The organism is Enterobacter vonholyi, from assembly GCF_040834095.1.
GTDB lineage: Bacteria > Pseudomonadota > Gammaproteobacteria > Enterobacterales > Enterobacteriaceae > Enterobacter > Enterobacter vonholyi.
In genome coordinates this window covers 4,209,852-4,235,643 of record NZ_CP162152.1, presented here as the reverse complement: position 1 = coordinate 4,235,643, position 25,792 = coordinate 4,209,852, and the positions used below count along the sequence as shown (strand labels likewise).

Genomic DNA, 25,792 nt, shown 5'->3' with positions numbered 1-25,792 from the left:
GGGCGCAAGCATATCAAAACCCTGGCGGGATCGCTAAGTTGATTATAATGGGGGAAAATGGAACAGAACGCATAAGTTCACGCTTATTTAACAAAATTACAGCATCAAGCAGGCTTACGCCGTATAATGAAGCGCTTACAGAGAGGCCATGATTAACTGCATGAAATACCACGATCTCCGCGACTTCCTGACGCTGCTGGAAAAGCAGGGTGAACTCAAACGTATTACACTTCCTGTTGATCCTTATCTGGAGATGACAGAAATTGCTGACCGCACCCTGCGTGCCGGTGGCCCCGCATTACTGTTTGAAAATCCAAAAGGTTACTCAATGCCGGTTCTGTGCAACCTGTTTGGTACACCGCGTCGCGTCGCACTGGGGATGGGGCAGGAAGACGTCACGGCGCTGCGTGAAGTCGGTAAGCTGCTGGCCTTCCTGAAAGAGCCGGAGCCGCCGAAAGGCTTCCGCGATCTGTTCGACAAACTGCCGCAGTTTAAGCAGGTGCTGAACATGCCCACCAAACGCCTGCGCGGCGCGCCGTGCCAGCAGAAGGTGCTGGAAGGCGATGCGGTTGATTTGACTAAAATCCCTATCATGCAGTGCTGGCCGGAAGATGCTGCGCCGCTGATCACCTGGGGACTGACCGTCACGCGTGGCCCGCACAAAGAACGCCAGAATCTTGGTATTTACCGCCAGCAGTTGATTGGCAAGAATAAGCTCATCATGCGCTGGCTGTCGCATCGCGGCGGCGCGCTGGATTTTCAGGAGTGGTGTGCTGCACACCCGGGTGAACGTTTCCCGGTATCTGTCGCCCTGGGCGCCGATCCGGCCACCATTCTGGGGGCCGTCACACCCGTACCGGATACGCTCTCGGAATATGCCTTTGCAGGCCTGCTCCGCGGGACGAAAACGGAAGTTGTGAAGTGTATCTCTAACGATCTCGAAGTCCCGGCCAGTGCAGAAATTGTGCTGGAAGGTTACATTGAACCGGGTGAAATGGCGCCAGAAGGCCCTTACGGCGACCACACCGGCTATTACAACGAAGTGGATAACTTCCCGGTGTTCACCGTAACGCACATTACGCAGCGTGAAGATGCGATTTATCACTCCACGTATACCGGGCGTCCACCGGATGAACCCGCGGTACTGGGCGTGGCGCTGAACGAAGTGTTTGTGCCGATTCTGCAAAAGCAGTTCCCGGAAATTGTTGATTTTTATCTGCCGCCTGAAGGATGCTCGTATCGCATGGCGGTGGTCACGATGAAGAAGCAGTATCCTGGTCACGCGAAACGCGTGATGATGGGCGTGTGGTCTTTCCTGCGCCAGTTTATGTATACCAAATTTGTTATTGTCTGCGATGATGACGTTAACGCCCGCGACTGGAATGACGTAATCTGGGCCATTACCACGCGAATGGACCCGGCGCGCGATACCGTGTTAGTCGAAAACACGCCGATTGATTATCTGGATTTTGCCTCGCCGGTTTCCGGTCTTGGCTCAAAGATGGGACTGGATGCCACAAATAAATGGCCTGGCGAAACCGACCGTGAATGGGGTCGCCCGATCAAAAAAGATCCTGCTGTGACCGCGCGCATTGACGCGATCTGGGACGAGCTGGCCATAATGAATAACGGTAAACCCTGAGCTGACCGTTAAGCCCTATAGACTTCCCGACAGAGAGAGCGAATGACAACCTTAAGCTGTAAAGTGACCTCGGTAGATGCCATCACCGACACCGTATATCGCGTCCGTTTAGTGCCAGAAGCGCCATTCTCTTTCCGCGCGGGTCAGTACCTGATGGTTGTGATGGATGAGCGTGATAAGCGTCCTTTCTCCATGGCCTCCACGCCAGCGGAGCAGGAATTTATTGAGCTTCATATTGGTGCGTCAGAGCTTAACCTGTATGCAATGGCGGTGATGGATCGGATCCTGAAGGAACGTGAAATCGTGGTGGATATTCCGCACGGCGATGCGTGGCTGCGCGATGACGAAGACCGTCCGCTGATCCTGATTGCCGGTGGTACAGGCTTCTCCTACGTGCGATCCATTCTGTTAACCGCCCTGGCGCGTAACCCGGACCGTGACATCACCATTTACTGGGGTGGCCGTGAAGAGAAACACCTGTATGACCTGTCTGAACTGGAAGCGCTGAGCGTCACCCATCCTAACCTGCGCATTGAGCCGGTGGTTGAGCAGCCGGAAGAGGGCTGGCGCGGGCGTAGCGGGACGGTGCTGACGGCGGTGCTGCAGGATCACGGCACGCTGGCAGGACACGATATCTATATCGCTGGCCGTTTTGAGATGGCGAAAATTGCCCGTGACCTGTTCTGTAACGAACGTGACGCGCGTGAAGACCGCCTGTTTGGCGATGCGTTTGCCTTCATTTAAGTAAAAAACCCGCCCCTGACAGGCGGGAAGAACGGCAACTAAACTGTCTCTCTTCGCCAATGACGCCATAACTGCGTTGGCTGCGCTCGTTCACCCGAATCACTTACTTAAGTAAGCTCATCGGGATTCGCTCGCTTGCCGCCTTGTTCTGACGCCATTGGCTTTGAGATACTTTTCCTAATTTACACTCTCTCAAACACCGTCGCGATACCCTGACCCAGCCCAATACACATCGTTGCCAGACCAAACTGGGCATCTTTGCGTTCCATCAGGTTGATCAGCGTCGTGCTGATACGCGCCCCGGAGCAGCCCAGCGGGTGACCGAGGGCGATCGCGCCGCCGTTGAGGTTAATCTTCTCGTCGATCTGCTCCATCAGCCCCAGATCCTTAATGCACGGCAGGATCTGCGCGGCGAACGCTTCGTTCATCTCAAACAGGTCGATGTCGCTGGCGGTTAATCCCGCTTTTTTCAGCGCTAGCTTAGAAGCCGGAACCGGGCCGTAGCCCATGATCGACGGATCGCAGCCCACGACCGCCATCGAGCGTACCCGAGCGCGAGGCGTTAATCCCAGCTCGCGGGCGCGGCTTTCGCTCATCACCAGCATCGCGGCGGCGCCGTCTGACAGCGCCGACGAGGTCCCTGCTGTGACCGTACCGGTGACGGGGTCAAACGCCGGACGCAGCGTGGAAAGCGCTTCGACGGTGGTTTCCGGGCGGATGACTTCGTCGTAGCTGAACTGCTTCAGAACGCCGTCTGCATCGTGGCCGCCGGTCGGGATGATCTCATTCTTAAAGGCGCCGGACTGCGTGGCGGCCCAGGCGCGAGCGTGAGAGCGCGCGGCAAAGGCATCCTGCATTTCGCGGCTGATGCCGTGCAGGCGGGAGAGCATCTCGGCGGTCAGACCCATCATCCCCGCGGCTTTCGCCACGTTGCGGCTCATCCCCGGGTGGAAATCGACCCCGTGGCTCATCGGCACGTGCCCCATGTGCTCGACGCCGCCCACCAGGCAGGCCTGCGCATCACCGGTCATGATCATGCGTGCCGCGTCGTGCAGCGCCTGCATTGATGAACCGCATAGGCGGTTAACGGTGACGGCCGGAACCGAATGCGGGATTTCCGCCAGCAGCGACGCGTTGCGGGCGATGTTGAAGCCCTGCTCCAGGGTCTGCTGCACGCAGCCCCAGTAGATATCGTCCAGCGTAGCCGGATCCAGCGCCGGGTTACGCGCCAGCAGGCTACGCATCAGGTGCGCGGAGAGGTCTTCCGCACGCACGTTACGGAACGCGCCGCCTTTTGAACGGCCCATCGGGGTGCGAATCGCATCAACAATGACAACCTTTTCCATTGTGACTCCTTAAGCCGTTTTCAGCTCGCCAACCGGACGGGCTGGCTCAACTGCGGGATAGTAGGGTTCGTTATGGCGCGCTTTGTTACGCAGACCTTCCGGCACCTCATAAAGCGGGCCAAGGTGCTGATATTGCTGAGCCATATCGAGATAGCGAGCGCTGCCGAGCGTGTCCAGCCAGCGGAACGCGCCGCCGTGGAACGGAGGGAAGCCCAGGCCGTAAACCAGCGCCATGTCGGCTTCTGCCGGGCTGGCGATGATGCCTTCTTCGAGGCAGCGCACCACTTCGTTGATCATCGGGATCATCATGCGGGCGATGATCTCATCGTCGGTGAAGTCGCGTTTTGGCTGGCTAACGTCGGCCAGCAGACTATCCACCGCGGCATCTTCTTCTTTCTTCGGTTTGCCTTTGCTGTCTTCTTTATAGCGCCAGAAGCCCAGACCGTTTTTCTGGCCGAAGCGGTTAGCGTCGAACAGCGCGTCAATGGCGTCGCGATAGTCTTTCTGCATGCGCTGCGGGAAGCCTGCCGCCATCACCACCTGGGCGTGGTGGGCGGTATCAATGCCTACAACGTCCAGCAGATACGCCGGGCCCATCGGCCAGCCGAACTGCTTTTCCATCACTTTGTCGATTTTGCGGAAGTCCGCGCCGTCGCGCAGCAGCTGGCTGAATCCGGCGAAGTAAGGGAACAGCACGCGGTTGACGAAGAAGCCAGGACAGTCGTTAACGACGATCGGGGTTTTGCCCATCTTGCTGGCCCACGCCACTACTTTGGCGATGGTGTCGTCAGAGGTTTTTTCCCCGCGGATCACTTCGACCAGCGGCATACGATGTACCGGGTTGAAGAAGTGCATACCGCAGAAGTTTTCCGGACGCTTCAGCACGCTCGCCAGTTCGCTGATTGGAATGGTGGAGGTGTTAGAGGCCAGCACGGTATCCGGGCGAACCTTATCTTCCGTTTCCGCCAGCACCGCTTTTTTGACCTTCGGGTTCTCGACGACGGCTTCGACAACCACGTCGACACGATCAAAACCGCTGTATTCCAGCACGGGCTGGATGGTGGAGATCACGCCTGCGAGCTTCAGCCCGTCAATTTTTCCGCGTTCCAGCTGTTTATTCAGCAGCTTGGCCGCTTCGGTCATGCCCAGCGTCAGGGATTTCTCGCTGATGTCTTTCATCACTACCGGCACGCCTTTCCAGGCGGACTGGTAAGCGATGCCGCCGCCCATAATGCCTGCGCCAAGTACTGCCGCATGTTTTGGCGTCTCAACGTTTTTAGTCAGCTGTTTGGCTTTCCCTTTTACGAACTGATCGTTGAGGAAGATACCGACCAGCGCGCGAGCTTCATTGGTGTGCGCCAGCGGGACAAAGCTCTGATTTTCGAGCTTCAGCGCTTCATCGCGACCAAGGCGGGCAGCTGCTTCAATGGTTTTCACCGCCGTGATCGGCGCCGGGTAGTGTTTACCCGCCGTCTGCATCACCATGCCTTTGGCGATAGTGAAGCTCATGGTGGCTTCAATCTTGCTGAGTTTTAACGGTTCCAGCTTCGGCTGACGTTTGGCTCTCCAGTCGAGATCGCCGTTGATTGCCTGACGCAGAATGGCGAGTGCGCCTTCAACCAGCTTCTCAGGTTTTACAACGCCGTCGACCAGGCCAATTTTCTGCGCCTGTTCGGCGCCGACATCTTTACCTGCGGCAATGATCTCCAGGGCGCTGTCGGCACCCAGCATGCGCGGCATACGTACGGAGCCGCCAAAGCCCGGCATGATGCCCAGCTTGGTTTCCGGCAGGCCGATGCGCAGGTCCGGCGTCGCCAGGCGGTAGTCGGTCGCCAGCACGCATTCGCAGCCACCGCCCAGCGCATAACCGTTAACGGCGGAAATGGTCGGGACAGGCAGATCTTCCAGACGATTAAAGACGCTGTTGGCAAAGTGCAGCCACTGGCTCAGCTGTTCTTCCGGAACCAGGAACAGCGAAAGGAACTCGGTGATATCGGCACCGACGATAAAGGCCGCTTTGTTCGAACGCAGCAGCAGCCCTTTTAATTCAGGTTGTTTTTCAAGAACATCCAGCGCCTGGCCAAGACTGGCCACCGTCGCGGTATCAAGCTTGTTCACTGAGCCGGGGGCATCGAACACCAGTTCGGCAATGCCATCTTCCAGCCAGTTGAGGTACAGGGTGTCGCCTTTGTAGAGCATGTCAGTCTCCTGAATCCAGCAATTGGATCTGGTCATACCAGATGAATCGGAGTGTGGGATTTATGTTAATAAAATGCAAATTACTCATTAAGAAAATGCTGCATTGATCACGGTCGGTGGAAATCACGCAGCCGGAGTGAGGTGTGCTAAGATGCGATGACTTGAGGTCAAAAAACGAAAGGAATAATGATGGACTCACTGGCTTCGCTTTATAAAAATCATATCGTTACCCTACAGGAACGTACCCGCGATGTACTGGCCCGTTTTAAGCTGGATGCGCTGCTGATCCACTCCGGCGAGCTAATGAATACCTTTCTGGATGACCACGCTTATCCGTTTAAGGTGAACCCACAGTTTAAGGCCTGGGTGCCGGTGACGCAGGTTCCCAACTGCTGGCTGCTGGTAGATGGTGTGAACAAGCCGAAACTGTGGTTCTACCTGCCGGTCGATTACTGGCACAACGTTGAGCCGCTGCCGACCTCTTTCTGGACGGAAGAAATTGAGGTCATTGCGCTGCCAAAAGCGGACGGCATTGGCAGCCAGCTGCCTGCCGCGCGTGGTAACATCGCTTATATTGGCCCTGTTCCGGAGCGTGCATTGGGCCTGGATATTGCGGCAGACAAACTCAACCCGAAAGGGGTGCTGGATTACCTCCACTATTACCGCGCGTATAAAACCGACTACGAACTTTACTGCATGCGTGAAGCGCAAAAAACGGCGGTGAACGGTCACCGTGCGGCGCATGAAGCATTCCAGTCGGGCATGAGCGAGTTCGATATCAATCAGGCTTATCTGACCGCGACAGGCCACCGTGATACCGACGTGCCGTACAGCAACATCGTCGCGCTGAATGAGCACGCGTCTGTACTCCACTACACCAAACTGGATCACCATGTTCCGTCGGAAATGCGCAGCTTCCTGCTGGACGCAGGGGCAGAATATAACGGCTACGCGGCCGATCTGACCCGTACCTGGGCGGCGAATGCGGATACCGATTTCGCGCAGCTTATTAAAGACGTGAACGATGAACAGCTGGCGCTTATTGGCACCATGAAGGCGGGAACCAGCTATGTGGATTACCACATTCAGTTCCATCAGCGCATTGCTAAACTGCTGCGTAAGCACCAGATTGTGAAAGACATGAGCGAAGAGGCGATGGTTGAGAACGATCTGACCGGGCCATTCATGCCGCACGGTATCGGCCACCCGCTGGGCCTGCAGGTTCACGACGTTGCGGGCTTTATGCAGGATGATACCGGCACGCACCTGGCGGCACCGTCTAAATATCCTTACCTGCGCTGCACCCGTATTCTGGAGCCGCGTATGGTGCTGACGATTGAGCCGGGGATCTACTTTATTGAATCCCTGCTGGCGCCGTGGCGTGAAGGCCAGTTCAGCAAGCACTTCAACTGGGAAAAAATTGACGCGCTGAAGCCGTTTGGCGGTATTCGCATCGAAGATAACGTTGTGGTTCATGAAAACGGTATCGAGAACATGACGCGAGACCTGAAGCTGGCCTGATGGAAAGCTGGCTGATACCGGCTGAACCGGTCACCTTTGTTGAGGAAATCAAGAAAAGCCGCTTTATTACGCTGCTGGCGCATACCGACGGCGTAGAGGCGGCAAAGGCGTTTGTCGAGTCCGTTCGGGCTGAGCATCCTGACGCCCGCCACCACTGCGTGGCGTGGGTAGCAGGGCCGCCGGACGATTCACAACAGCTGGGGTTTTCCGACGACGGTGAACCGGCGGGCACGGCCGGTAAGCCTATGCTTTCGCAGCTGATGGGCAGCGGCGTGGGCGAAATAACCGCCGTGGTGGTGCGCTACTACGGCGGCATTTTGTTAGGCACCGGTGGGCTGGTAAAAGCCTATGGCGGGGGCGTGCAGCAGGCGCTTAATATGCTGGTCACTACCCGCAAAACGCCGCTTACCGAATATACTTTATTATGCGATTACGCCCAGCTATCGGGTATTGAAGCGCTGCTGCGGCAGTTTAACGGTGTCATCGCACACAGCGAATATCAGGCAATGGTGCAATTACGCGTGGCGCTTCCTCAGGCGGAACTGGCTGCTTTTTCAGCAAAACTGGCTGATTTTAGTCGTGGTTCGTTGCAATTGCTGCCGATTGAAGAATAATCCCCACCTCACTTTTGAATACCAAAGGAAGCGGCAGAGATGCATTTTCGTGCCATAACCCGAATCGTTGGACTGCTGGTCATACTCTTTTCCGGGACGATGATTCTCCCAGGACTGGTGGCGCTTATCTACCGGGACGGTGCGGGGCGGGCATTCACCCAGACCTTCTTTGTCGCGCTGGCGATTGGCTCGCTGCTGTGGTGGCCAAACCGTCGTCAGAAAGGTGAACTGAAATCTCGCGAAGGATTTTTGATTGTGGTCCTGTTCTGGACGGTGCTGGGGAGCGTCGGTTCGCTGCCCTTTATCTTCTCTGAACAGCCTAATCTGAGCATCACGGATGCCTTTTTTGAATCGTTCTCAGGTTTAACAACGACTGGGGCGACGACGCTGGTCGGGCTGGATTCACTTCCCCACGCCATTCTCTTTTATCGCCAGATGCTGCAGTGGTTCGGCGGTATGGGGATCATCGTTCTGGCAGTGGCTATTCTCCCTATTCTGGGCGTTGGTGGCATGCAGCTCTATCGCGCCGAAATGCCCGGGCCTCTGAAAGATAACAAGATGCGCCCGCGTATTGCCGAGACGGCGAAAACCCTGTGGCTGATTTATGTCTTGCTGACGGTAGCCTGTGCGCTGGCGCTATGGTTTGCCGGGATGCCTGCTTTCGACGCCATCGGACACAGTTTCGCGACGATTGCCATTGGCGGGTTCTCTACCCACGATGCCAGCGTGGGCTACTTCGACAGCCCAACGATTAACACTATCATTGCCATTTTCCTGCTGATCTCTGGCTGTAACTACGGCCTGCACTTCTCTTTACTGAGCGGACGCAGCCTGAAGGTGTACTGGCGCGATCCTGAGTTCCGCATGTTCATTGGCGTCCAGCTTACGCTGGTGATCATCTGTACCCTGGTGCTGTGGTTCCATGATGTCTACAACTCCGCGCTGACCACGCTAAATCAGGCGTTCTTCCAGGTGGTATCGATGGCGACGACAGCCGGGTTTACCACCGACAGCATCGCGCGCTGGCCGCTGTTCCTGCCGGTGCTGCTTTTATGCTCTGCATTTATTGGGGGTTGTGCGGGGTCCACGGGCGGTGGCCTGAAGGTAATTCGTATTCTGCTGCTGTTTAAGCAGGGCAACCGTGAGCTGAAGCGCCTGGTCCACCCGAACGCGGTCTACAGCATTAAGCTGGGGAACCGCGCGCTGCCGGAACGTATCCTCGAAGCGGTGTGGGGATTCTTCTCGGCGTATGCGCTGGTCTTTATCGTCAGTATGCTGGCGATTATCGCGACGGGTGTGGATGATTTCTCCGCCTTTGCGTCCGTGGTGGCAACATTGAATAACCTCGGGCCTGGCCTGGGGGTTGTGGCGGATAACTTTGCGAGTATGAACCCCGTCGCGAAATGGATCCTCATCGCCAATATGCTGTTTGGTCGCCTTGAGGTCTTTACGCTGCTGGTGCTCTTCACCCCTACATTCTGGCGCGAGTAAGGAGCCGTTGATGAAAACACTCATTCTTTTCTCTACGCGAGACGGGCAAACGCGTGAGATTGCCGCGTATCTGGCATCTGAACTCAAAGAACTGGGGATATATTCGGATGTGGTAAACCTGAACCGTGCGGATCAGATAGCCTGGCAGGATTACGATCGCGTGGTAATTGGCGCGTCAATTCGTTACGGGCATTTCCATCCGGCGCTGGATCGCTTTGTGAAAAAGCACACCGCGGTGCTCAATAAATTGCCCGGAGCGTTTTACTCGGTAAATCTGGTCGCACGTAAAGCAGAGAAGCGTACGCCGCAGACTAACAGCTACACGCGCAAGTTTTTACTCAGCTCGCCGTGGCAGCCAGACCTTTGCGCTGTCTTTGCCGGCGCGCTGCGCTACCCTCGTTATCGTTGGTATGACCGCTTTATGATCCGTCTTATTATGAAGATGACCGGAGGTGAAACCGATACGCGTAAAGAAGTGGTTTATACCGACTGGTCGCAGGTGGCTAGTTTTGCCCGGGAAATCGCACATTTAACGGGCGATTCGCGACTTAAATAAGCGTTAAGCTTGAAAAATGAGCGAACGATAAGTTTTTTGTATTTTGTGCTTGTCACGTCGGGATAACTCCCTATAATGCGCCTCCACTGACACGGAACAACGGCACACACGCCGCCGGGTCAGCAGAGAATAGCGTAAATAAACGCTTGACTCTGAAGCGGGAAGGCGTAATATGCACACCCCGCGCCGCTGCGAAAAGCGAAGCGGCACTGCTCTTTAACAATTTATCAGACAATCTGTGTGGGCACTCAAAGTGACATGGATTCTTAACGTCGCAAGACGAAAAATGAATACCAAGTCTCTGAGTGAACATGCGTAATTCATTACGAAGTTTAATTCACGAGCATCAAACTTAAATTGAAGAGTTTGATCATGGCTCAGATTGAACGCTGGCGGCAGGCCTAACACATGCAAGTCGAGCGGCAGCGGAAAGTAGCTTGCTACTTTGCCGGCGAGCGGCGGACGGGTGAGTAATGTCTGGGAAACTGCCTGATGGAGGGGGATAACTACTGGAAACGGTAGCTAATACCGCATAACGTCGCAAGACCAAAGAGGGGGACCTTCGGGCCTCTTGCCATCAGATGTGCCCAGATGGGATTAGCTAGTAGGTGGGGTAACGGCTCACCTAGGCGACGATCCCTAGCTGGTCTGAGAGGATGACCAGCCACACTGGAACTGAGACACGGTCCAGACTCCTACGGGAGGCAGCAGTGGGGAATATTGCACAATGGGCGCAAGCCTGATGCAGCCATGCCGCGTGTATGAAGAAGGCCTTCGGGTTGTAAAGTACTTTCAGCGGGGAGGAAGGCGTTGAGGTTAATAACCTCAGCGATTGACGTTACCCGCAGAAGAAGCACCGGCTAACTCCGTGCCAGCAGCCGCGGTAATACGGAGGGTGCAAGCGTTAATCGGAATTACTGGGCGTAAAGCGCACGCAGGCGGTCTGTCAAGTCGGATGTGAAATCCCCGGGCTCAACCTGGGAACTGCATTCGAAACTGGCAGGCTAGAGTCTTGTAGAGGGGGGTAGAATTCCAGGTGTAGCGGTGAAATGCGTAGAGATCTGGAGGAATACCGGTGGCGAAGGCGGCCCCCTGGACAAAGACTGACGCTCAGGTGCGAAAGCGTGGGGAGCAAACAGGATTAGATACCCTGGTAGTCCACGCCGTAAACGATGTCGACTTGGAGGTTGTGCCCTTGAGGCGTGGCTTCCGGAGCTAACGCGTTAAGTCGACCGCCTGGGGAGTACGGCCGCAAGGTTAAAACTCAAATGAATTGACGGGGGCCCGCACAAGCGGTGGAGCATGTGGTTTAATTCGATGCAACGCGAAGAACCTTACCTACTCTTGACATCCAGAGAACTTTCCAGAGATGGATTGGTGCCTTCGGGAACTCTGAGACAGGTGCTGCATGGCTGTCGTCAGCTCGTGTTGTGAAATGTTGGGTTAAGTCCCGCAACGAGCGCAACCCTTATCCTTTGTTGCCAGCGGTCCGGCCGGGAACTCAAAGGAGACTGCCAGTGATAAACTGGAGGAAGGTGGGGATGACGTCAAGTCATCATGGCCCTTACGAGTAGGGCTACACACGTGCTACAATGGCGCATACAAAGAGAAGCGACCTCGCGAGAGCAAGCGGACCTCATAAAGTGCGTCGTAGTCCGGATTGGAGTCTGCAACTCGACTCCATGAAGTCGGAATCGCTAGTAATCGTAGATCAGAATGCTACGGTGAATACGTTCCCGGGCCTTGTACACACCGCCCGTCACACCATGGGAGTGGGTTGCAAAAGAAGTAGGTAGCTTAACCTTCGGGAGGGCGCTTACCACTTTGTGATTCATGACTGGGGTGAAGTCGTAACAAGGTAACCGTAGGGGAACCTGCGGTTGGATCACCTCCTTACCTTAAAGAACCTGCCTTTGTAGTGCTCACACAGATTGTCTGATGAAAAGTAAATAGCAAGGCGTCTTGCGATTGAGACTTCAGTGTCCCCTTCGTCTAGAGGCCCAGGACACCGCCCTTTCACGGCGGTAACAGGGGTTCGAATCCCCTAGGGGACGCCACTTGCTGGTTCGTGAGTGAAAGTCACCTGCCGTCATATCTCAAAACTGACTTACGAGTCACGTTTGAGATATTTGCTCTTTAAAAATCTGGATCAAGCTGAAAATTGAAACGACACATCTTTAATGGTGTGTTTGAGTCTCTCAAATTTTCGCAATCAGAAGTGAAACATCTTCGGGTTGTGAGGTTAAGCGACTAAGCGTACACGGTGGATGCCCTGGCAGTCAGAGGCGATGAAGGACGTGCTAATCTGCGAAAAGCGCCGGCGAGGTGATATGAACCTTTGACCCGGCGATGTCCGAATGGGGAAACCCAGTGCAATTCGTTGCACTATCGTTAACTGAATACATAGGTTAACGAGGCGAACCGGGGGAACTGAAACATCTAAGTACCCCGAGGAAAAGAAATCAACCGAGATTCCCCCAGTAGCGGCGAGCGAACGGGGAGCAGCCCAGAGTCTGAATCAGCTTGTGTGTTAGTGGAAGCGTCTGGAAAGTCGCACGGTACAGGGTGACAGTCCCGTACACGAAAGCACACAGGCTGTGAACTCGAAGAGTAGGGCGGGACACGTGGTATCCTGTCTGAATATGGGGGGACCATCCTCCAAGGCTAAATACTCCTGACTGACCGATAGTGAACCAGTACCGTGAGGGAAAGGCGAAAAGAACCCCGGCGAGGGGAGTGAAAAAGAACCTGAAACCGTGTACGTACAAGCAGTGGGAGCACCTTCGTGGTGTGACTGCGTACCTTTTGTATAATGGGTCAGCGACTTATATTCTGTAGCAAGGTTAACCGTATAGGGGAGCCGAAGGGAAACCGAGTCTTAACTGGGCGTTAAGTTGCAGGGTATAGACCCGAAACCCGGTGATCTAGCCATGGGCAGGTTGAAGGTTGGGTAACACTAACTGGAGGACCGAACCGACTAATGTTGAAAAATTAGCGGATGACTTGTGGCTGGGGGTGAAAGGCCAATCAAACCGGGAGATAGCTGGTTCTCCCCGAAAGCTATTTAGGTAGCGCCTCGTGAACTCATCTTCGGGGGTAGAGCACTGTTTCGGCTAGGGGGCCATCCCGGCTTACCAACCCGATGCAAACTACGAATACCGAAGAATGTTATCACGGGAGACACACGGCGGGTGCTAACGTCCGTCGTGAAGAGGGAAACAACCCAGACCGCCAGCTAAGGTCCCAAAGTCATGGTTAAGTGGGAAACGATGTGGGAAGGCACAGACAGCCAGGATGTTGGCTTAGAAGCAGCCATCATTTAAAGAAAGCGTAATAGCTCACTGGTCGAGTCGGCCTGCGCGGAAGATGTAACGGGGCTAAACCATGCACCGAAGCTGCGGCAGCGACACTATGTGTTGTTGGGTAGGGGAGCGTTCTGTAAGCCGTTGAAGGTGTGCTGTGAGGCATGCTGGAGGTATCAGAAGTGCGAATGCTGACATAAGTAACGATAAAGCGGGTGAAAAGCCCGCTCGCCGGAAGACCAAGGGTTCCTGTCCAACGTTAATCGGGGCAGGGTGAGTCGACCCCTAAGGCGAGGCCGAAAGGCGTAGTCGATGGGAAACAGGTTAATATTCCTGTACTTGGTGTTACTGCGAAGGGGGGACGGAGAAGGCTATGTTAGCCGGGCGACGGTTGTCCCGGTTTAAGCATGTAGGCGGAGGTTCCAGGTAAATCCGGTACCTTATTAACGCTGAGGTGTGATGACGAGGCACTACGGTGCTGAAGTAACAAATGCCCTGCTTCCAGGAAAAGCCTCTAAGCATCAGGTAACACGAAATCGTACCCCAAACCGACACAGGTGGTCAGGTAGAGAATACCAAGGCGCTTGAGAGAACTCGGGTGAAGGAACTAGGCAAAATGGTGCCGTAACTTCGGGAGAAGGCACGCTGATATGTAGGTGAAGCCCCTGCGGGTGGAGCTGAAATCAGTCGAAGATACCAGCTGGCTGCAACTGTTTATTAAAAACACAGCACTGTGCAAACACGAAAGTGGACGTATACGGTGTGACGCCTGCCCGGTGCCGGAAGGTTAATTGATGGGGTTAGCGGCAACGCGAAGCTCTTGATCGAAGCCCCGGTAAACGGCGGCCGTAACTATAACGGTCCTAAGGTAGCGAAATTCCTTGTCGGGTAAGTTCCGACCTGCACGAATGGCGTAATGATGGCCAGGCTGTCTCCACCCGAGACTCAGTGAAATTGAACTCGCTGTGAAGATGCAGTGTACCCGCGGCAAGACGGAAAGACCCCGTGAACCTTTACTATAGCTTGACACTGAACACTGGTCCTTGATGTGTAGGATAGGTGGGAGGCTTTGAAGCGTGGACGCCAGTCTGCGTGGAGCCGTCCTTGAAATACCACCCTTTAATGGCTGGTGTTCTAACGTAGACCCGTGATCCGGGTTGCGGACAGTGTCTGGTGGGTAGTTTGACTGGGGCGGTCTCCTCCCAAAGAGTAACGGAGGAGCACGAAGGTTAGCTAATCCTGGTCGGACATCAGGAGGTTAGTGCAATGGCATAAGCTAGCTTGACTGCGAGAGTGACGGCTCGAGCAGGTGCGAAAGCAGGTCATAGTGATCCGGTGGTTCTGAATGGAAGGGCCATCGCTCAACGGATAAAAGGTACTCCGGGGATAACAGGCTGATACCGCCCAAGAGTTCATATCGACGGCGGTGTTTGGCACCTCGATGTCGGCTCATCACATCCTGGGGCTGAAGTAGGTCCCAAGGGTATGGCTGTTCGCCATTTAAAGTGGTACGCGAGCTGGGTTTAGAACGTCGTGAGACAGTTCGGTCCCTATCTGCCGTGGGCGCTGGAGAATTGAGGGGGGCTGCTCCTAGTACGAGAGGACCGGAGTGGACGCATCACTGGTGTTCGGGTTGTCATGCCAATGGCACTGCCCGGTAGCTAAATGCGGAAAAGATAAGTGCTGAAAGCATCTAAGCACGAAACTTGCCCCGAGATGAGTTCTCCCTGAGACTTTAAGTCTCCTGAAGGAACGTTGAAGACGACGACGTTGATAGGTCGGGTGTGTAAGCGCAGCGATGCGTTGAGCTAACCGATACTAATGAACCGTGAGGCTTAACCTTACAACGCCGAAGGTGTTTTGGCGAAGAGACAGAACAATCAATTTCAGCCTGATACAGATTTAACAGAATTTGCCTGGCGGCTTTAGCGCGGTGGTCCCACCTGACCCCATGCCGAACTCAGAAGTGAAACGCCGTAGCGCCGATGGTAGTGTGGGGTCTCCCCATGTGAGAGTAGGGAACTGCCAGGCATCAAACAAGTGAAGAGGCCATCCGGAAGGATGGCCTTTTTGCGTTTCTGCGCTACACAAAACTAATCCCCCAATACCTTGCTTATACGGTAAACTACCTGCGTTTTTGCATCAGGATAGCGTCTATGAACCACTCCCTTAAGCCCTGGAATACCTTTGGCATTCAACGGAATGCTAAAAACATTGTACGTGCCGATACCGCACAGCAGTTGCTGAATGCATGGCAAAGCGCAACAGAAAATAACGAACCCGTACTGATTCTGGGCGAAGGAAGTAATGTCCTGTTTCTCGACGATTTTGCGGGAACAGTAATCATTAACCGCATCATGGGCATTGATGTGGAAGAGCGCGCCGATAGCTGGCACATTCACGTGGGGGCCGGTGAAAACTGGCATCATCTGGTGCAGTTTACCCTCGACAAAGGGATGCCGGGTCTGGAAAACCTTGCGCTGATCCCCGGCTGCGCCGGATCGTCACCCATTCAAAACATCGGTGCCTATGGCATCGAACTGAAACATGTCTGTGAGTATGTCGACTGTATCGAACTGGCGACCGGAACGGCCCAGCGTTTAACCGCAGAAGAGTGCCGTTTTGGCTATCGTGACAGTATCTTCAAACATGAATATCAGGATCGCTACGTCATTGTCGCCGTGGGCCTGCGTCTGTCTAAGCGCTGGCAGCCCGTGTTGACCTACGGTGATTTAACGCGTCTCGATCCGGAAACCGTTACCCCTCGCGACGTTTTTGACTCGGTTTGCCATATGCGGATGACCAAACTTCCCGATCCCAAAGTAAACGGCAATGCCGGAAGCTTCTTCAAAAACCCGGTGATTAGCAGCGAAAAGGCAAAAGTCTTCCTTGAAGGATGGCCAACAGCGCCACATTACCCTCAGGCGGACGGCAGCGTGAAGCTTGCTGCGGGATGGCTTATCGATCAATGCCAGTTAAAAGGCACGACAGTCGGCGGCGCTGCCGTTCACCGACAGCAGGCTCTGGTACTGATTAATCAATGTGATGCGACCAGCGATGATGTGGTTCAGCTGGCACATCATGTCCGTGAGCGTGTGGGCGAGAAATTTAACGTCTGGCTGGAGCCGGAAGTGCGCTTTATCGGGTGCACAGGCGAAGTCAATGCCGTGGAGGCCATCGCGTGAAGGACAATACCATCCCCTTAACCCTGATTGGCATTCTTGCCGACGGTGAGTTTCATTCTGGCGAGCAATTGGGCGAACAGCTGGGCATGAGCCGTGCCGGCATCAATAAGCATATTCAGACGTTGCGCGACTGGGGTGTCGATGTCTTCACGGTACCAGGAAAAGGCTACAGCCTGCCGGAACCGATTCAACTGTTGAATGAAGAACTGATTCGCAGCCAGATTGGACACGGCAATGTGGCGGTGCTACCCGTGATTGATTCGACGAACCAGTATCTTCTGGATCGTCTGCCTGAGCTGAAATCCGGCGATGCCTGTGTTGCTGAGTATCAGCAGGCCGGTCGCGGTCGTCGTGGCCGCAAGTGGTTTTCCCCCTTTGGTGCCAACCTCTATCTGTCCATGTACTGGCGACTCGATCAGGGCCCGGCCGCTGCCATTGGCTTGAGTCTGGTTATCGGCATCGTCATGGCGGAAGTGCTGCACGATCTGGGTGCGGATAAAGTACGTGTTAAATGGCCTAATGACCTGTACCTCAACGATCGTAAACTTGCCGGCATTCTGGTCGAACTGACGGGGAAAACGGGCGACGCGGCGCAAATCGTCATTGGCGCAGGCCTCAATATGGTGATGCGCAATGTACAAAGTGATGTGGTGAATCAGGCCTGGACTAACCTCGAGGAGGCGGGGATCGTCATCGATCGTAATACCCTTGCCGTGCGTATGATTAAAGAGTTGCGTAGCTCACTCACGCTTTTTGAGCAGGAAGGGCTGGCGCCGTTCCTGTCTCGTTGGGAAAAGCTGGATAACTTCATCAATCGCCCGGTGAAATTGCTGATTGGTGATAAAGAGATCTACGGAACTTCCCGCGGTATTGACGCACAGGGCGCGCTGCTCCTGGAACAGGATGGCGCGATTAAACCCTGGGTGGGCGGTGAGATTTCCCTGCGAAGTGCCGAATAACCGGATCGAGTTAATTATGCGAAAACCCGTCTGCGCGACGCTGGCCGTCATGATGAGTGTGCTGTTCTCGCCTCTCTCCCTGGCGGATCAGGCCTGGGAGAGTTACAAGGCCCGCTTTTTCAAACCGGAAGGCCGCATTGTCGATACCGGCAATGGTGGCGTGTCGCATACGGAAGGTCAGGGCTTTGCCATGCTGATGGCAGTTGCCAACGACGATAAAGCCACGTTCGATAAGCTCTGGCAATGGACGGAAAGCCAGCTGAAGAACAAAGAGAATGGTCTCTTTTACTGGCGGTATAACCCCGCAGAGTCCAACCCGGTCGCGGACAAAAACAACGCCGCCGATGGTGACGTGCTGATTGCCTGGGCGCTGCTTAAAGCCGACGCCCGCTGGCATGACAAACGCTACAGCGCCGCATCGGATGCCATTACAAAAGCGCTGGTTGCCCATAGCGTGATCCGCTATGCGGGTTACCGCGTGATGCTGCCCGGCGTCCAGGGATTTAAGCTTGACGGTGAAGTGGTCCTCAATCCTTCCTATTTTGTATTTCCGGCCTGGCAGGCCTTCGCCGGACGCAGTCATTTGCCGGTCTGGCGTGATTTGATTAAGGATGGTAAACGCCTGCTGGGGAAAATGGGCTCGGGTAAAGCGAATCTGCCCACTGACTGGGTTTCACTGGCATCAGGTGGCAAGCTGACCCCTGCTAAAGGCTGGCCACCGCGAATGAGCTATGACGCGATTCGTATTCCGCTGTATCTTGCCTGGTCTGATAAGCAAAGCCCGCTGCTGACGCCGTGGAAGGCCTGGTTCGGTCAGTTCCCCCGGGAACAAACGCCCGCCTGGGTTAACGTCACGACCAACGAATATGCGCCCTATATGATGGAAGGCGGCCTGTTGGCTGTACGCGATTTAACGATGGGGCAGTCTTCCGGCGAACCCGAAATCACCGCTAAAGACGACTACTATTCGGCTAGTCTGAAAATGCTGGTGTGGATTTCAGCGCAATAATAACGCACTGACTATCCCCTCTCCCCAACGGGGAGAGGGTGAGGCGTAGATCAGTTACTGCGGATACGGTACCCAATCTCCGCCGTTCAGGCGAACGTACGGTTTGTTCTGATACTGAATGACAACCGCGTTAGCGTTCTCTGAGACTTCTGCCGTTTGCGGCAGGTTGCTGGTGAGCTGATCCCAGTTCACGCTATCTTCCACAAACAGCTTCCCGTCAACGGCGCGGGCAACCAGTTCTGAGATCGCCAGATAGCTGGTTGGCTGTGTAATCTCAATCGGTGCGCCCTGATGCGGTGCCTTCATCCCAAAGAATTTAATGCCTGCAGGCACGTTAGTGATGGACGGGCTTGGGATATCACGCAGACCCGACACCTGCATTCTGTCACCTTTCAGCGCACCACCGTGCTCAGGCACCACAACCACCATCACTTTACGGCCTGATTTTTCCAGCTCCGTGAAGAACGCGTCCAGCTCGTCAAAGAACTTCTGCGCACGCACTTTATAATCAGCCGTTTTGCTCACGCCCGGGAAATGGTTACCGTCGTGGAGCGGCAGGGTGTTAAAGAACGTCGCGCTGCGTGGATTACTGTCTTTTCCGATGGTCTGCAGCCAGCGCTGCAGGACGGCGGTATCGTCATAGACGGGCGAGCCGTCGAAGCCCAGAAGAGAGACAGGAAGGCCGGTTTGATCCATCAGCGGTGCCTGCATGCCACCCTGTTCGCGTACTTCTTTCAGGAAGTTACCGAACTGGCCGTTATGCCCCAGCATCAGATGCTGCGTAAAGCCCAGTTTTGCGAGGTTATCGAACAGATAACACTGGTTGCCGGCGGGTTGATACAGGTTTTTATGAGATGTCTGACCGCAGCTAGCACGCAGCAGGCGGATTGCTGCCGGGCCGCTGTACGAGGTGGCAGAGTTGAAATCTTTAAATTGAATATCGAAGTGTGACCACAGCGGATGAGACATCAAACCGGCGGCGTCCACGTCGGCCCAGGAGAGAGAGCAGATGTTGATCACCAGCAGTTCAAACGGCTGAGCATCCGCCGGCAGCGCATCCGGGAATTTAGTCTGTCGCTTGTCTTCCGCGGTATAGAAACTGGAGAGCCAGGCGTTCAGGTTGGTTGAGGTCGGCGGTGCGGTCTGGGTTGGGATATCGCCCACTACAGGCGTATCGCCTGCCGTTGTGACGGTTGCCGCCGCGCTTCCCCCTGTGGTAGTCACCGTGGTGGTCGGTTGACCGGCAGGCCACAGCGAAAAGTTCGGCCCAGCCAGCGTCAGCACGTTAAGCCAGATCATAATCGCGACGACAAACACCGTGACGCGGATCCACTGTGACAGGAACAGCCAGGCAACCAGCAGCACAAACACCGCGCCAATCATCTGCCAGTTAATAAAGCGCTCGGTCAGATCGAGGATATAGCTGGCGCTAAAGCCTGCCACCTGCGAACCCTGGCTCATAATGCTATCCGGCCCCGGTAGCCAGGTATCATGCCAGAACAGCGCAAAGCCGACAGGTATAGCGACCCAGTGGCGCAAGCGATGTAGCCTGATATTCGGCAGCGGCATCAGCAGGAAGGCCATAAACACCAGGTTGAGAAGGGGATGGAAATTCAGATAGCCTGCCCACAGCAGGCCAAACTTCACCAGAAAGTAGAAGTTCCAGCCGGAAAGGCCGCGCCAGTATTGCCAGAGCGGCGAGGGTGACGAAGCGGTATAGGTAGAATTAGTCATGTTTTCGGTCTGCCTTGACGTGTGATGCCCGTGTCAGTGTTCCGGCTGGTTTTACATAGCGAGGTTTAATAAACAGCACTCTGGCCGTATCACGGATACGGCGTATGGAATGGCGCGCATAGTAGCCAAGCGGGAAAAAGATCAGCGCACAGAATATAACCAGTTGTATGATATCGCTGATGTTCATGATGATGCGTTCTCCGCGTTGTCTGTTAATAAGCGAAGGGGTTCCGGAACCCGACGCCAGACGTGTCCATCATGTCTGGCATTGAGGATCGGTTTGGCATCGCTCTTGATTGCGAGCGGTTTGGCCCATTGTTCAGGCTGGAGCGCACGCATCTGCACCAGCTCCGCGCTAATCGTATTATCTTCGAACCAAATCATACGGTTCGAGAAAATATCCCCTGTAGGCAGGGGGAAGATGTGGTTGAGCGCCGTATCGAGATCGTTTACCCGGCAGAAGGACAAAAACAGCACCAGGCGATTATCGCCAATGGTCATGATGTCCCCTGTACGGTTCGGGCGACAGAGGGTGAGAGCCTGTTCAACGCGAATACCCGGTACAGGACGCAGGGCAACCATGACCCCTTTTCCGTCTGCAGGAAGAAGCGTGTTGTTCATCATGTTGCCCACGGCGTCGCAGAAGGTATCCCATTTTTGGTACCCACGCAGCTTCATCGGCTGCGTCATGGAGAGCAGCGTGGAAATATCTTCCGGTACGTGGCGGCTAAACTGCTGGCCCTGAACGCTTTCGATAAGCGTCAGGCAGCGTGACAGCGGCGCATTCCATGGAATAACCATATTGGCGCCGCAGCCCAGAAGCAGGCGCTCATCGGTGGCGCGCAGGCTGGTATTATTTTCGCGCACGATGATTTTTAACGCGCTTCCGCGCTGGCGGCGTAGGGTGTGGATTTGCCGTGCCAGCGTCTCAATCTGGTTATTCTGCATCAGCGAGAAAATAAGGGTCGCCGCCTGGGTTGTTCGGGCTTCATGGAAAAGGGCTTCGTTAGACTCAAAAAGTGTCCAGTTTTCCGACAGGGCGGGCGCCCCCTCTAAAACCGCGATATGGCTCAGAATGCGTTTTTCATCACTGCGCGGCTGCACCACGGTTTCTTCCTGCTGCGCCAGGTGCCACTCGCCCTCAATATGTTTCAGGGTAAGCTGTTGCCTGGCACTCACGCCCTTTTCATTACACCAGAATGCAATATCGTAGAGATAGCTACCCACCTGATCGCGAACGCTTGCCAGACCGAACAGGGAGCGATATTCGCCCATTAAAAGTGAGAACAGCTTGTCATTATTACTGCCAGGATTGACTATCAATAGCGTGCAATTTTGAAATTTTGCCCATTTATTGATTTTTTCAAGCCATGGCAACAGTTTTTCAGCAGGGATATTTTGCAGGACGTTATTTGCACATTTAAGAATCACCAAATGGTGATTCGGATCAATAGAGCACTGAACGTCGCGGGACAAAAAGTATAGACTATCGGCTTCCGATGTCATGGAAAATAATCGCACCGTCTGAGGCCCGCGATTGTTTTCCAGCGTGATAATTTTCTTCGGGTCTTCGCCCATGCTAATGACGGCCACGCGGGAATCCTTATCCTGGGCAGCAATTGTCTGGTTAACCAGGCTGATAGCATCTTCATTTCGGTCCGTATTAATCCACCAGACTCCTCCGACTGGCATGTGGCTCAATTCGTCCCATAATGACTGGATGCCAATAGAAAATATGGAGTCCACGGTGTCCCTCTTTTCGTCTAATTTATCTGTATCTCAGTTTACTAGCGAAAGCGTAGAAATAAACCTAACATTGAAATTAAAGAACATCAGATTTAGCATGTAAATGAAATTTGTCAGGGCAGGAAGCTCCGCAACTTCTTTAGCGTGCGATTTTCCTTAAAGGGATGGAAAAAGAATGGATAATAACGAACCTGGAACCCCAGTCGACTCGACTCTGGGTTACACATTCCAAAACGATTTTCTGGCGCTGACGCAGGCCTTTTCTTTACCTGAAATAGATTACACCGATATTTCCCAGCGGGAACAGTTGGCCGCGGCTATTAAACGCTGGCCGTTATTAGCTGAATTCGCCCATCAACAATAAGGGAGCCATTGATGGCCATACTCGGATTACAGGGTGTCCGTGGCGGTGTGGGTACCACATCAGTTACCGCGGCGCTGGCGTGGTCATTACAGCTTTTAGGTGAATCGGTGCTGGTTATTGACGCCTGCGCCGATAATTTGTTGCGTATGTCGTTTAACGTCGACTTTACTCGTGAAGAGGGCTGGGCCCGCGCGCTGCTTGATGATAAAGACTGGCAGGATGCGGGGATGCGCTATACCTCCCAGCTCGATCTGCTGCCGTTTGGTCAACTGACCACCACGGAACGCGAAAATGAAGCCGCGTATCAGCGCCTCTTTTCGCAGTTCACGCTGGCGCTGCAGGCCCTGAAAGAAAAGGGGCACTACAAATGGATCCTGCTGGATCTGCCCCACGGCGCCGGTACGCTGACCAGACAGCTTATCGCGCAGTGCGATCATATCCTCTCGATCGTTAACGTTGATGCGAACTGCCATATCCGCCTGCATCAGCAGGGGCTACCTCAGAACGCTCATATTCTGATTAACGATTTGCGAATTGGCAGCCAGATACAGGACGATCTCTATCAGGTGTGGCTGCAAAGCCAGCGCCGTTTGCTTCCTATTGTCATTCATCGTGATGAGGGAATGGCGGAATGTCTTGCGTCTAAGCAACCGCTCGGCGAATACCGCAGCGATTCACTGGCGGCAGAAGAGATCCTGACGCTGGCTAACTGGTGTCTGCTGAACTTCGCCAACCGGGCGGAGCATGCAGGGAGTGATGTATGAGTCGTCTCGCCAGCTGGTTACTCATCCCACCGGTCAGTTCGCGTTTGAGCGAACATTACCGGCATTTTCGCCGTCACGGCGCGTCGGCATTCAGCGCCGCGCTCGGCTGTTTCTGGATGATTCTGGCCTGGATGTTTATTCCACTCGAACACCCGCGCTGGCAGCGCATACGTGCCCGGCACAGTGAATTGTATCCGCACATTAATCCTGACCGGCCGCGTCCACTGGATCCGGCGCGTTATCTCATTCAGGCCATCTGGCTGGTGGCGACCTCATCCCGCGCGGAGACAAAAACGCCGCACTGGCGGAGCTTCTCCCGCGTGCAGCAGTTACGTGAACGCTACCATCAGTGGCTGGACAGGCTGCCCAACAGCGTAAGCGATAAGACCAGCCATCTGGATAACCATAAAGAGCTCGGACATCTCCATCCGGGCCTGCGGCGTTTTATCCTCGGCGTGATCGTCGTGTTCTCGCTCATTCTGGCGCTGGTCTGTATTACGCAGCCTTTCAACCCTCTGGCGCAGTTCACCTTCCTGATCCTGCTGTGGGGCGTGGCGCTGCTGGTCCGCCGTATTCCGGGCCGCTTCTCGGCGCTGATGCTGATCGTATTGTCGCTGACCGTCTCCTGTCGCTACATCTGGTGGCGTTATACCTCAACCCTGAACTGGGACGACCCGGTCAGCCTGGTATGCGGTCTGGTGCTGCTGTTTGCAGAAACCTACGCCTGGATCGTGCTGGTGCTGGGCTATTTCCAGGTGATTTGGCCGCTCAACCGCCAGCCGGTTCCGCTGCCAAAGGACACGACCCAGTGGCCAACCGTCGATCTCTTCGTGCCGACCTACAACGAAGACCTGAGCGTGGTGAAGAACACGATTTATGCTGCGCTGGGTATCGACTGGCCGAAAGACAAGCTCAAGGTCTGGATCCTGGATGACGGCAACCGCCCGGCGTTCCGCCAGTTCGCGGAGGAGGTCGGCGTCGAATACATCGCCCGTCCGACTCACGAACACGCTAAGGCGGGTAACATCAACAACGCGTTGAAGTATGCCTCCGGGGAGTTTGTCTCGATCTTTGACTGTGACCACGTGCCGACGCGCTCTTTCCTGCAGATGACCATGGGCTGGTTCCTGAAGGAGAAAGAGCTGGCGATGATGCAGACGCCGCACCACTTCTTCTCGCCGGACCCGTTTGAACGTAACCTTGGCCGCTTCCGTAAGACCCCGAACGAAGGCACCCTGTTCTATGGCCTGGTGCAGGACGGGAACGATATGTGGGATGCCACCTTCTTCTGCGGCTCCTGTGCGGTTATCCGCCGTAAACCGCTGGATGAAATTGGCGGTATCGCCGTCGAAACGGTAACTGAAGATGCGCACACCTCTCTGCGCCTGCACCGTCGTGGCTATACCTCTGCCTATATGCGTATTCCTCAGGCAGCCGGTCTGGCAACGGAGTCACTGTCGGCGCACATTGGCCAGCGTATTCGCTGGGCGCGCGGGATGGTGCAGATTTTCCGTCTCGATAACCCTCTGATCGGGAAAGGACTCAAGCTGGCGCAGCGTCTCTGCTACGTCAACGCCATGTTCCACTTCTTGTCCGGCATTCCGCGGCTAATCTTCCTGACCGCGCCGCTGGCGTTCCTGCTTCTGCACGCTTATATCATCTACGCTCCCGCGCTGATGATTGCGCTGTTTGTTCTGCCGCACATGATCCACGCGAGCCTGACGAACTCGAAGATACAGGGTAAATACCGCCACTCCTTCTGGAGTGAAATCTACGAAACGGTGCTGGCCTGGTACATCGCGCCGCCGACGATGGTGGCGCTGATTAATCCGCACAAAGGTAAATTCAACGTCACCGCGAAGGGCGGGCTGGTGGAGGAGGAGTACGTCGACTGGGTGATCTCCCGGCCGTATATCTTCCTGGTGCTGCTGAATATCGTGGGCGTCATTGCGGGTATCTGGCGTTACTTCTACGGCCCGGAAAACGAAATCCTGACCGTCTTCGTCAGTATGGCATGGGTCTTCTACAACCTGATTATCCTCGGCGGCGCGGTGGCGGTGTCGGTGGAAAGCAAACAGGTTCGTCGTGCGCATCGTGTTGAAATCTGCATGCCTGCGGCGATTGCCCGTGAAGATGGCCACCTCTTCTCCTGTACCGTGCATGACTTCTCTGACGGCGGTCTGGGGATCAAAATCAACGGCCAGGCGAAGGTGCTGGAAGGGCAAAAAGTTAACCTGCTGCTTAAGCGCGGTCAGCAGGAGTATGTCTTCCCGACGCAGGTTGTTCGCGTGGCGGGCAATGAAGTCGGTCTGCAGCTGATGCCGTTGACCAAAAAGCAACATATCGATTTTGTGCAGTGTACGTTTGCCCGCGCGGATACGTGGGCTCTCTGGCAGGACAGCTTCCCGGAAGATAAACCTCTGGAAAGCCTGCTGGATATTCTGAAGCTGGGGTTCCGTGGCTATCGTCACCTTGCAGAATTTGCCCCGTCGTCGGTGAAATTAATTTTCCGGTCACTTACTTCGCTGGTTTCCTGGGTCGTGTCGTTCATTCCTCGTCGTCCTGAGCGGGATGAGGCGAAGCAGGCGGACCCGGTTATGGCTCAACAATGATGAT

Annotated in this window: 17 protein-coding genes, 1 tRNA gene and 3 rRNA genes; 16 read left to right on the top strand and 5 right to left on the bottom strand. The window is 55.0% G+C overall.

Annotation, left to right across the window (positions count from 1 at the left end):
* Positions 1-148: 148 nt before the first annotated feature.
* Both ubiD and fre read left to right on the top strand, forming a co-directional pair.
* The gene (ubiD, locus tag AB3N39_RS19905; RefSeq protein WP_133295312.1) at positions 149-1,642 is read left to right on the top strand and encodes a 4-hydroxy-3-polyprenylbenzoate decarboxylase; all 1,494 of its coding nucleotides are present in this window, start codon (positions 149-151) and stop codon (positions 1,640-1,642) included.
* A gap of 42 nt (positions 1,643-1,684) precedes the next feature.
* Positions 1,685-2,386 carry an NAD(P)H-flavin reductase gene (fre, locus tag AB3N39_RS19900; protein ID WP_008501516.1) on the top strand — a complete coding sequence of 234 codons (702 nt, stop codon included), beginning with the start codon at positions 1,685-1,687 and terminating at the stop codon, positions 2,384-2,386.
* A gap of 182 nt (positions 2,387-2,568) precedes the next feature.
* Here the strand turns inward: fre and fadA are convergent, their stop codons facing one another.
* Both fadA and fadB read right to left on the bottom strand, forming a co-directional pair.
* Positions 2,569-3,732 carry an acetyl-CoA C-acyltransferase FadA gene (gene fadA / locus AB3N39_RS19895; protein WP_058690926.1) on the bottom strand — a complete coding sequence of 388 codons (1,164 nt, stop codon included), beginning with the start codon at positions 3,730-3,732 and terminating at the stop codon, positions 2,569-2,571.
* Positions 3,733-3,741: 9 nt separating this feature from the next.
* Positions 3,742-5,931, bottom strand: a complete 2,190-nt coding sequence (gene fadB, locus AB3N39_RS19890; protein WP_143345645.1) for a fatty acid oxidation complex subunit alpha FadB — start codon at positions 5,929-5,931, stop codon at positions 3,742-3,744.
* 189 nt (positions 5,932-6,120) lie between these two features.
* On the opposite strand from fadB, the gene pepQ reads away from it, so the two are divergent.
* The 11 genes from pepQ (at position 6,121) to AB3N39_RS19835 (ending at position 18,568) form a co-directional block, all read left to right on the top strand.
* Positions 6,121-7,452, top strand: a complete 1,332-nt coding sequence (gene pepQ, locus AB3N39_RS19885; RefSeq protein WP_111963551.1) for a Xaa-Pro dipeptidase — start codon at positions 6,121-6,123, stop codon at positions 7,450-7,452.
* Entirely contained in the window at positions 7,452-8,066 is a 615-nt protein-coding gene (locus AB3N39_RS19880) for an IMPACT family protein (RefSeq protein ID WP_024908007.1), read from the top strand. Before pepQ ends, AB3N39_RS19880 begins: the two co-directional genes overlap by 1 nt.
* A gap of 39 nt (positions 8,067-8,105) precedes the next feature.
* Entirely contained in the window at positions 8,106-9,557 is a 1,452-nt protein-coding gene (gene trkH / locus AB3N39_RS19875; protein ID WP_023309600.1) for a Trk system potassium transporter TrkH, read from the top strand.
* Positions 9,558-9,567: 10 nt separating this feature from the next.
* A complete protein-coding gene (gene hemG / locus AB3N39_RS19870) occupies positions 9,568-10,113 on the top strand; it encodes a menaquinone-dependent protoporphyrinogen IX dehydrogenase (protein WP_115877030.1) in 546 nt (181 codons plus the stop codon).
* A 354-nt stretch (positions 10,114-10,467) separates the two neighbouring features.
* A 16S ribosomal RNA gene (locus AB3N39_RS19865) occupies positions 10,468-12,009 on the top strand.
* 85 nt (positions 12,010-12,094) lie between these two features.
* Positions 12,095-12,170: transfer RNA gene (locus AB3N39_RS19860), tRNA-Glu, on the top strand.
* 183 nt (positions 12,171-12,353) lie between these two features.
* A 23S ribosomal RNA gene (locus tag AB3N39_RS19855) occupies positions 12,354-15,258 on the top strand.
* Positions 15,259-15,330: 72 nt separating this feature from the next.
* Positions 15,331-15,446: ribosomal RNA gene (rrf, locus tag AB3N39_RS19850) — 5S ribosomal RNA — on the top strand.
* Together the 16S, 23S and 5S rRNA genes with 1 tRNA gene alongside form the textbook arrangement of a ribosomal RNA operon.
* 125 nt (positions 15,447-15,571) lie before the next feature.
* Positions 15,572-16,600, top strand: a complete 1,029-nt coding sequence (gene murB / locus AB3N39_RS19845; RefSeq protein WP_136195980.1) for a UDP-N-acetylmuramate dehydrogenase — start codon at positions 15,572-15,574, stop codon at positions 16,598-16,600.
* Positions 16,597-17,559, top strand: coding sequence for a bifunctional biotin--[acetyl-CoA-carboxylase] ligase/biotin operon repressor BirA (gene birA / locus AB3N39_RS19840; protein WP_325814348.1), 963 nt, complete (start codon positions 16,597-16,599; stop codon positions 17,557-17,559). Before murB ends, birA begins: the two co-directional genes overlap by 4 nt.
* A gap of 16 nt (positions 17,560-17,575) precedes the next feature.
* Positions 17,576-18,568 carry a glycosyl hydrolase family 8 gene (locus tag AB3N39_RS19835; RefSeq protein ID WP_136195978.1) on the top strand — a complete coding sequence of 331 codons (993 nt, stop codon included), beginning with the start codon at positions 17,576-17,578 and terminating at the stop codon, positions 18,566-18,568.
* Between the two features lie 54 nt (positions 18,569-18,622).
* On the opposite strand, the gene bcsG is transcribed toward AB3N39_RS19835, so the two are convergent.
* Genes bcsG through bcsE form a run of 3 tightly spaced genes read right to left on the bottom strand, consistent with a single transcriptional unit; the run spans position 18,623 to position 22,048 of the window.
* Positions 18,623-20,302 carry a cellulose biosynthesis protein BcsG gene (gene bcsG / locus AB3N39_RS19830; RefSeq protein WP_367896969.1) on the bottom strand — a complete coding sequence of 560 codons (1,680 nt, stop codon included), beginning with the start codon at positions 20,300-20,302 and terminating at the stop codon, positions 18,623-18,625.
* Positions 20,295-20,492, bottom strand: a complete 198-nt coding sequence (gene bcsF, locus AB3N39_RS19825; protein ID WP_024908822.1) for a cellulose biosynthesis protein BcsF — start codon at positions 20,490-20,492, stop codon at positions 20,295-20,297. The genes bcsG and bcsF overlap by 8 nt, the downstream gene beginning before the upstream one ends.
* Complete coding sequence (gene bcsE, locus AB3N39_RS19820; RefSeq protein WP_133295305.1) at positions 20,486-22,048, bottom strand: cellulose biosynthesis c-di-GMP-binding protein BcsE; 1,563 nt, start codon at positions 22,046-22,048, stop codon at positions 20,486-20,488. Before bcsE ends, bcsF begins: the two co-directional genes overlap by 7 nt.
* Positions 22,049-22,223: 175 nt before the next feature.
* On the opposite strand from bcsE, the gene bcsR reads away from it, so the two are divergent.
* From bcsR to bcsA, 3 genes are read left to right on the top strand one after another with little or no spacing between them, the layout of a single operon-like run.
* The gene (bcsR, locus tag AB3N39_RS19815; RefSeq protein WP_008503237.1) at positions 22,224-22,412 is read left to right on the top strand and encodes a cellulose biosynthesis protein BcsR; all 189 of its coding nucleotides are present in this window, start codon (positions 22,224-22,226) and stop codon (positions 22,410-22,412) included.
* Between the two features lie 11 nt (positions 22,413-22,423).
* Positions 22,424-23,176 carry a cellulose biosynthesis protein BcsQ gene (bcsQ, locus tag AB3N39_RS19810; protein ID WP_133295304.1) on the top strand — a complete coding sequence of 251 codons (753 nt, stop codon included), beginning with the start codon at positions 22,424-22,426 and terminating at the stop codon, positions 23,174-23,176.
* Complete coding sequence (gene bcsA, locus AB3N39_RS19805) at positions 23,173-25,788, top strand: UDP-forming cellulose synthase catalytic subunit (RefSeq protein ID WP_133295303.1); 2,616 nt, start codon at positions 23,173-23,175, stop codon at positions 25,786-25,788. The genes bcsQ and bcsA overlap by 4 nt, the downstream gene beginning before the upstream one ends.
* Positions 25,789-25,792: the final 4 nt, after the last annotated feature.

What these genes read in the sequence shown, in the direction of transcription:
- bcsG (WP_367896969.1), bottom strand. Translation starts at nt 20,302, where the DNA reads ATGACTAATTCTACCTATACCGCTTCGTCACCCTCGCCGCTCTGGCAA.
- bcsR (WP_008503237.1), top strand. Translation starts at nt 22,224, where the DNA reads ATGGATAATAACGAACCTGGAACCCCAGTCGACTCGACTCTGGGTTAC.
- fre (WP_008501516.1), top strand. Translation starts at nt 1,685, where the DNA reads ATGACAACCTTAAGCTGTAAAGTGACCTCGGTAGATGCCATCACCGAC.
- bcsQ (WP_133295304.1), top strand. Translation starts at nt 22,424, where the DNA reads ATGGCCATACTCGGATTACAGGGTGTCCGTGGCGGTGTGGGTACCACA.
- fadB (WP_143345645.1), bottom strand. Translation starts at nt 5,931, where the DNA reads ATGCTCTACAAAGGCGACACCCTGTACCTCAACTGGCTGGAAGATGGC.
- bcsA (WP_133295303.1), top strand. Translation starts at nt 23,173, where the DNA reads ATGAGTCGTCTCGCCAGCTGGTTACTCATCCCACCGGTCAGTTCGCGT.
- AB3N39_RS19880 (WP_024908007.1), top strand. Translation starts at nt 7,452, where the DNA reads ATGGAAAGCTGGCTGATACCGGCTGAACCGGTCACCTTTGTTGAGGAA.
- trkH (WP_023309600.1), top strand. Translation starts at nt 8,106, where the DNA reads ATGCATTTTCGTGCCATAACCCGAATCGTTGGACTGCTGGTCATACTC.
- murB (WP_136195980.1), top strand. Translation starts at nt 15,572, where the DNA reads ATGAACCACTCCCTTAAGCCCTGGAATACCTTTGGCATTCAACGGAAT.
- ubiD (WP_133295312.1), top strand. Translation starts at nt 149, where the DNA reads ATGATTAACTGCATGAAATACCACGATCTCCGCGACTTCCTGACGCTG.
- hemG (WP_115877030.1), top strand. Translation starts at nt 9,568, where the DNA reads ATGAAAACACTCATTCTTTTCTCTACGCGAGACGGGCAAACGCGTGAG.
- fadA (WP_058690926.1), bottom strand. Translation starts at nt 3,732, where the DNA reads ATGGAAAAGGTTGTCATTGTTGATGCGATTCGCACCCCGATGGGCCGT.
- AB3N39_RS19835 (WP_136195978.1), top strand. Translation starts at nt 17,576, where the DNA reads ATGCGAAAACCCGTCTGCGCGACGCTGGCCGTCATGATGAGTGTGCTG.
- pepQ (WP_111963551.1), top strand. Translation starts at nt 6,121, where the DNA reads ATGGACTCACTGGCTTCGCTTTATAAAAATCATATCGTTACCCTACAG.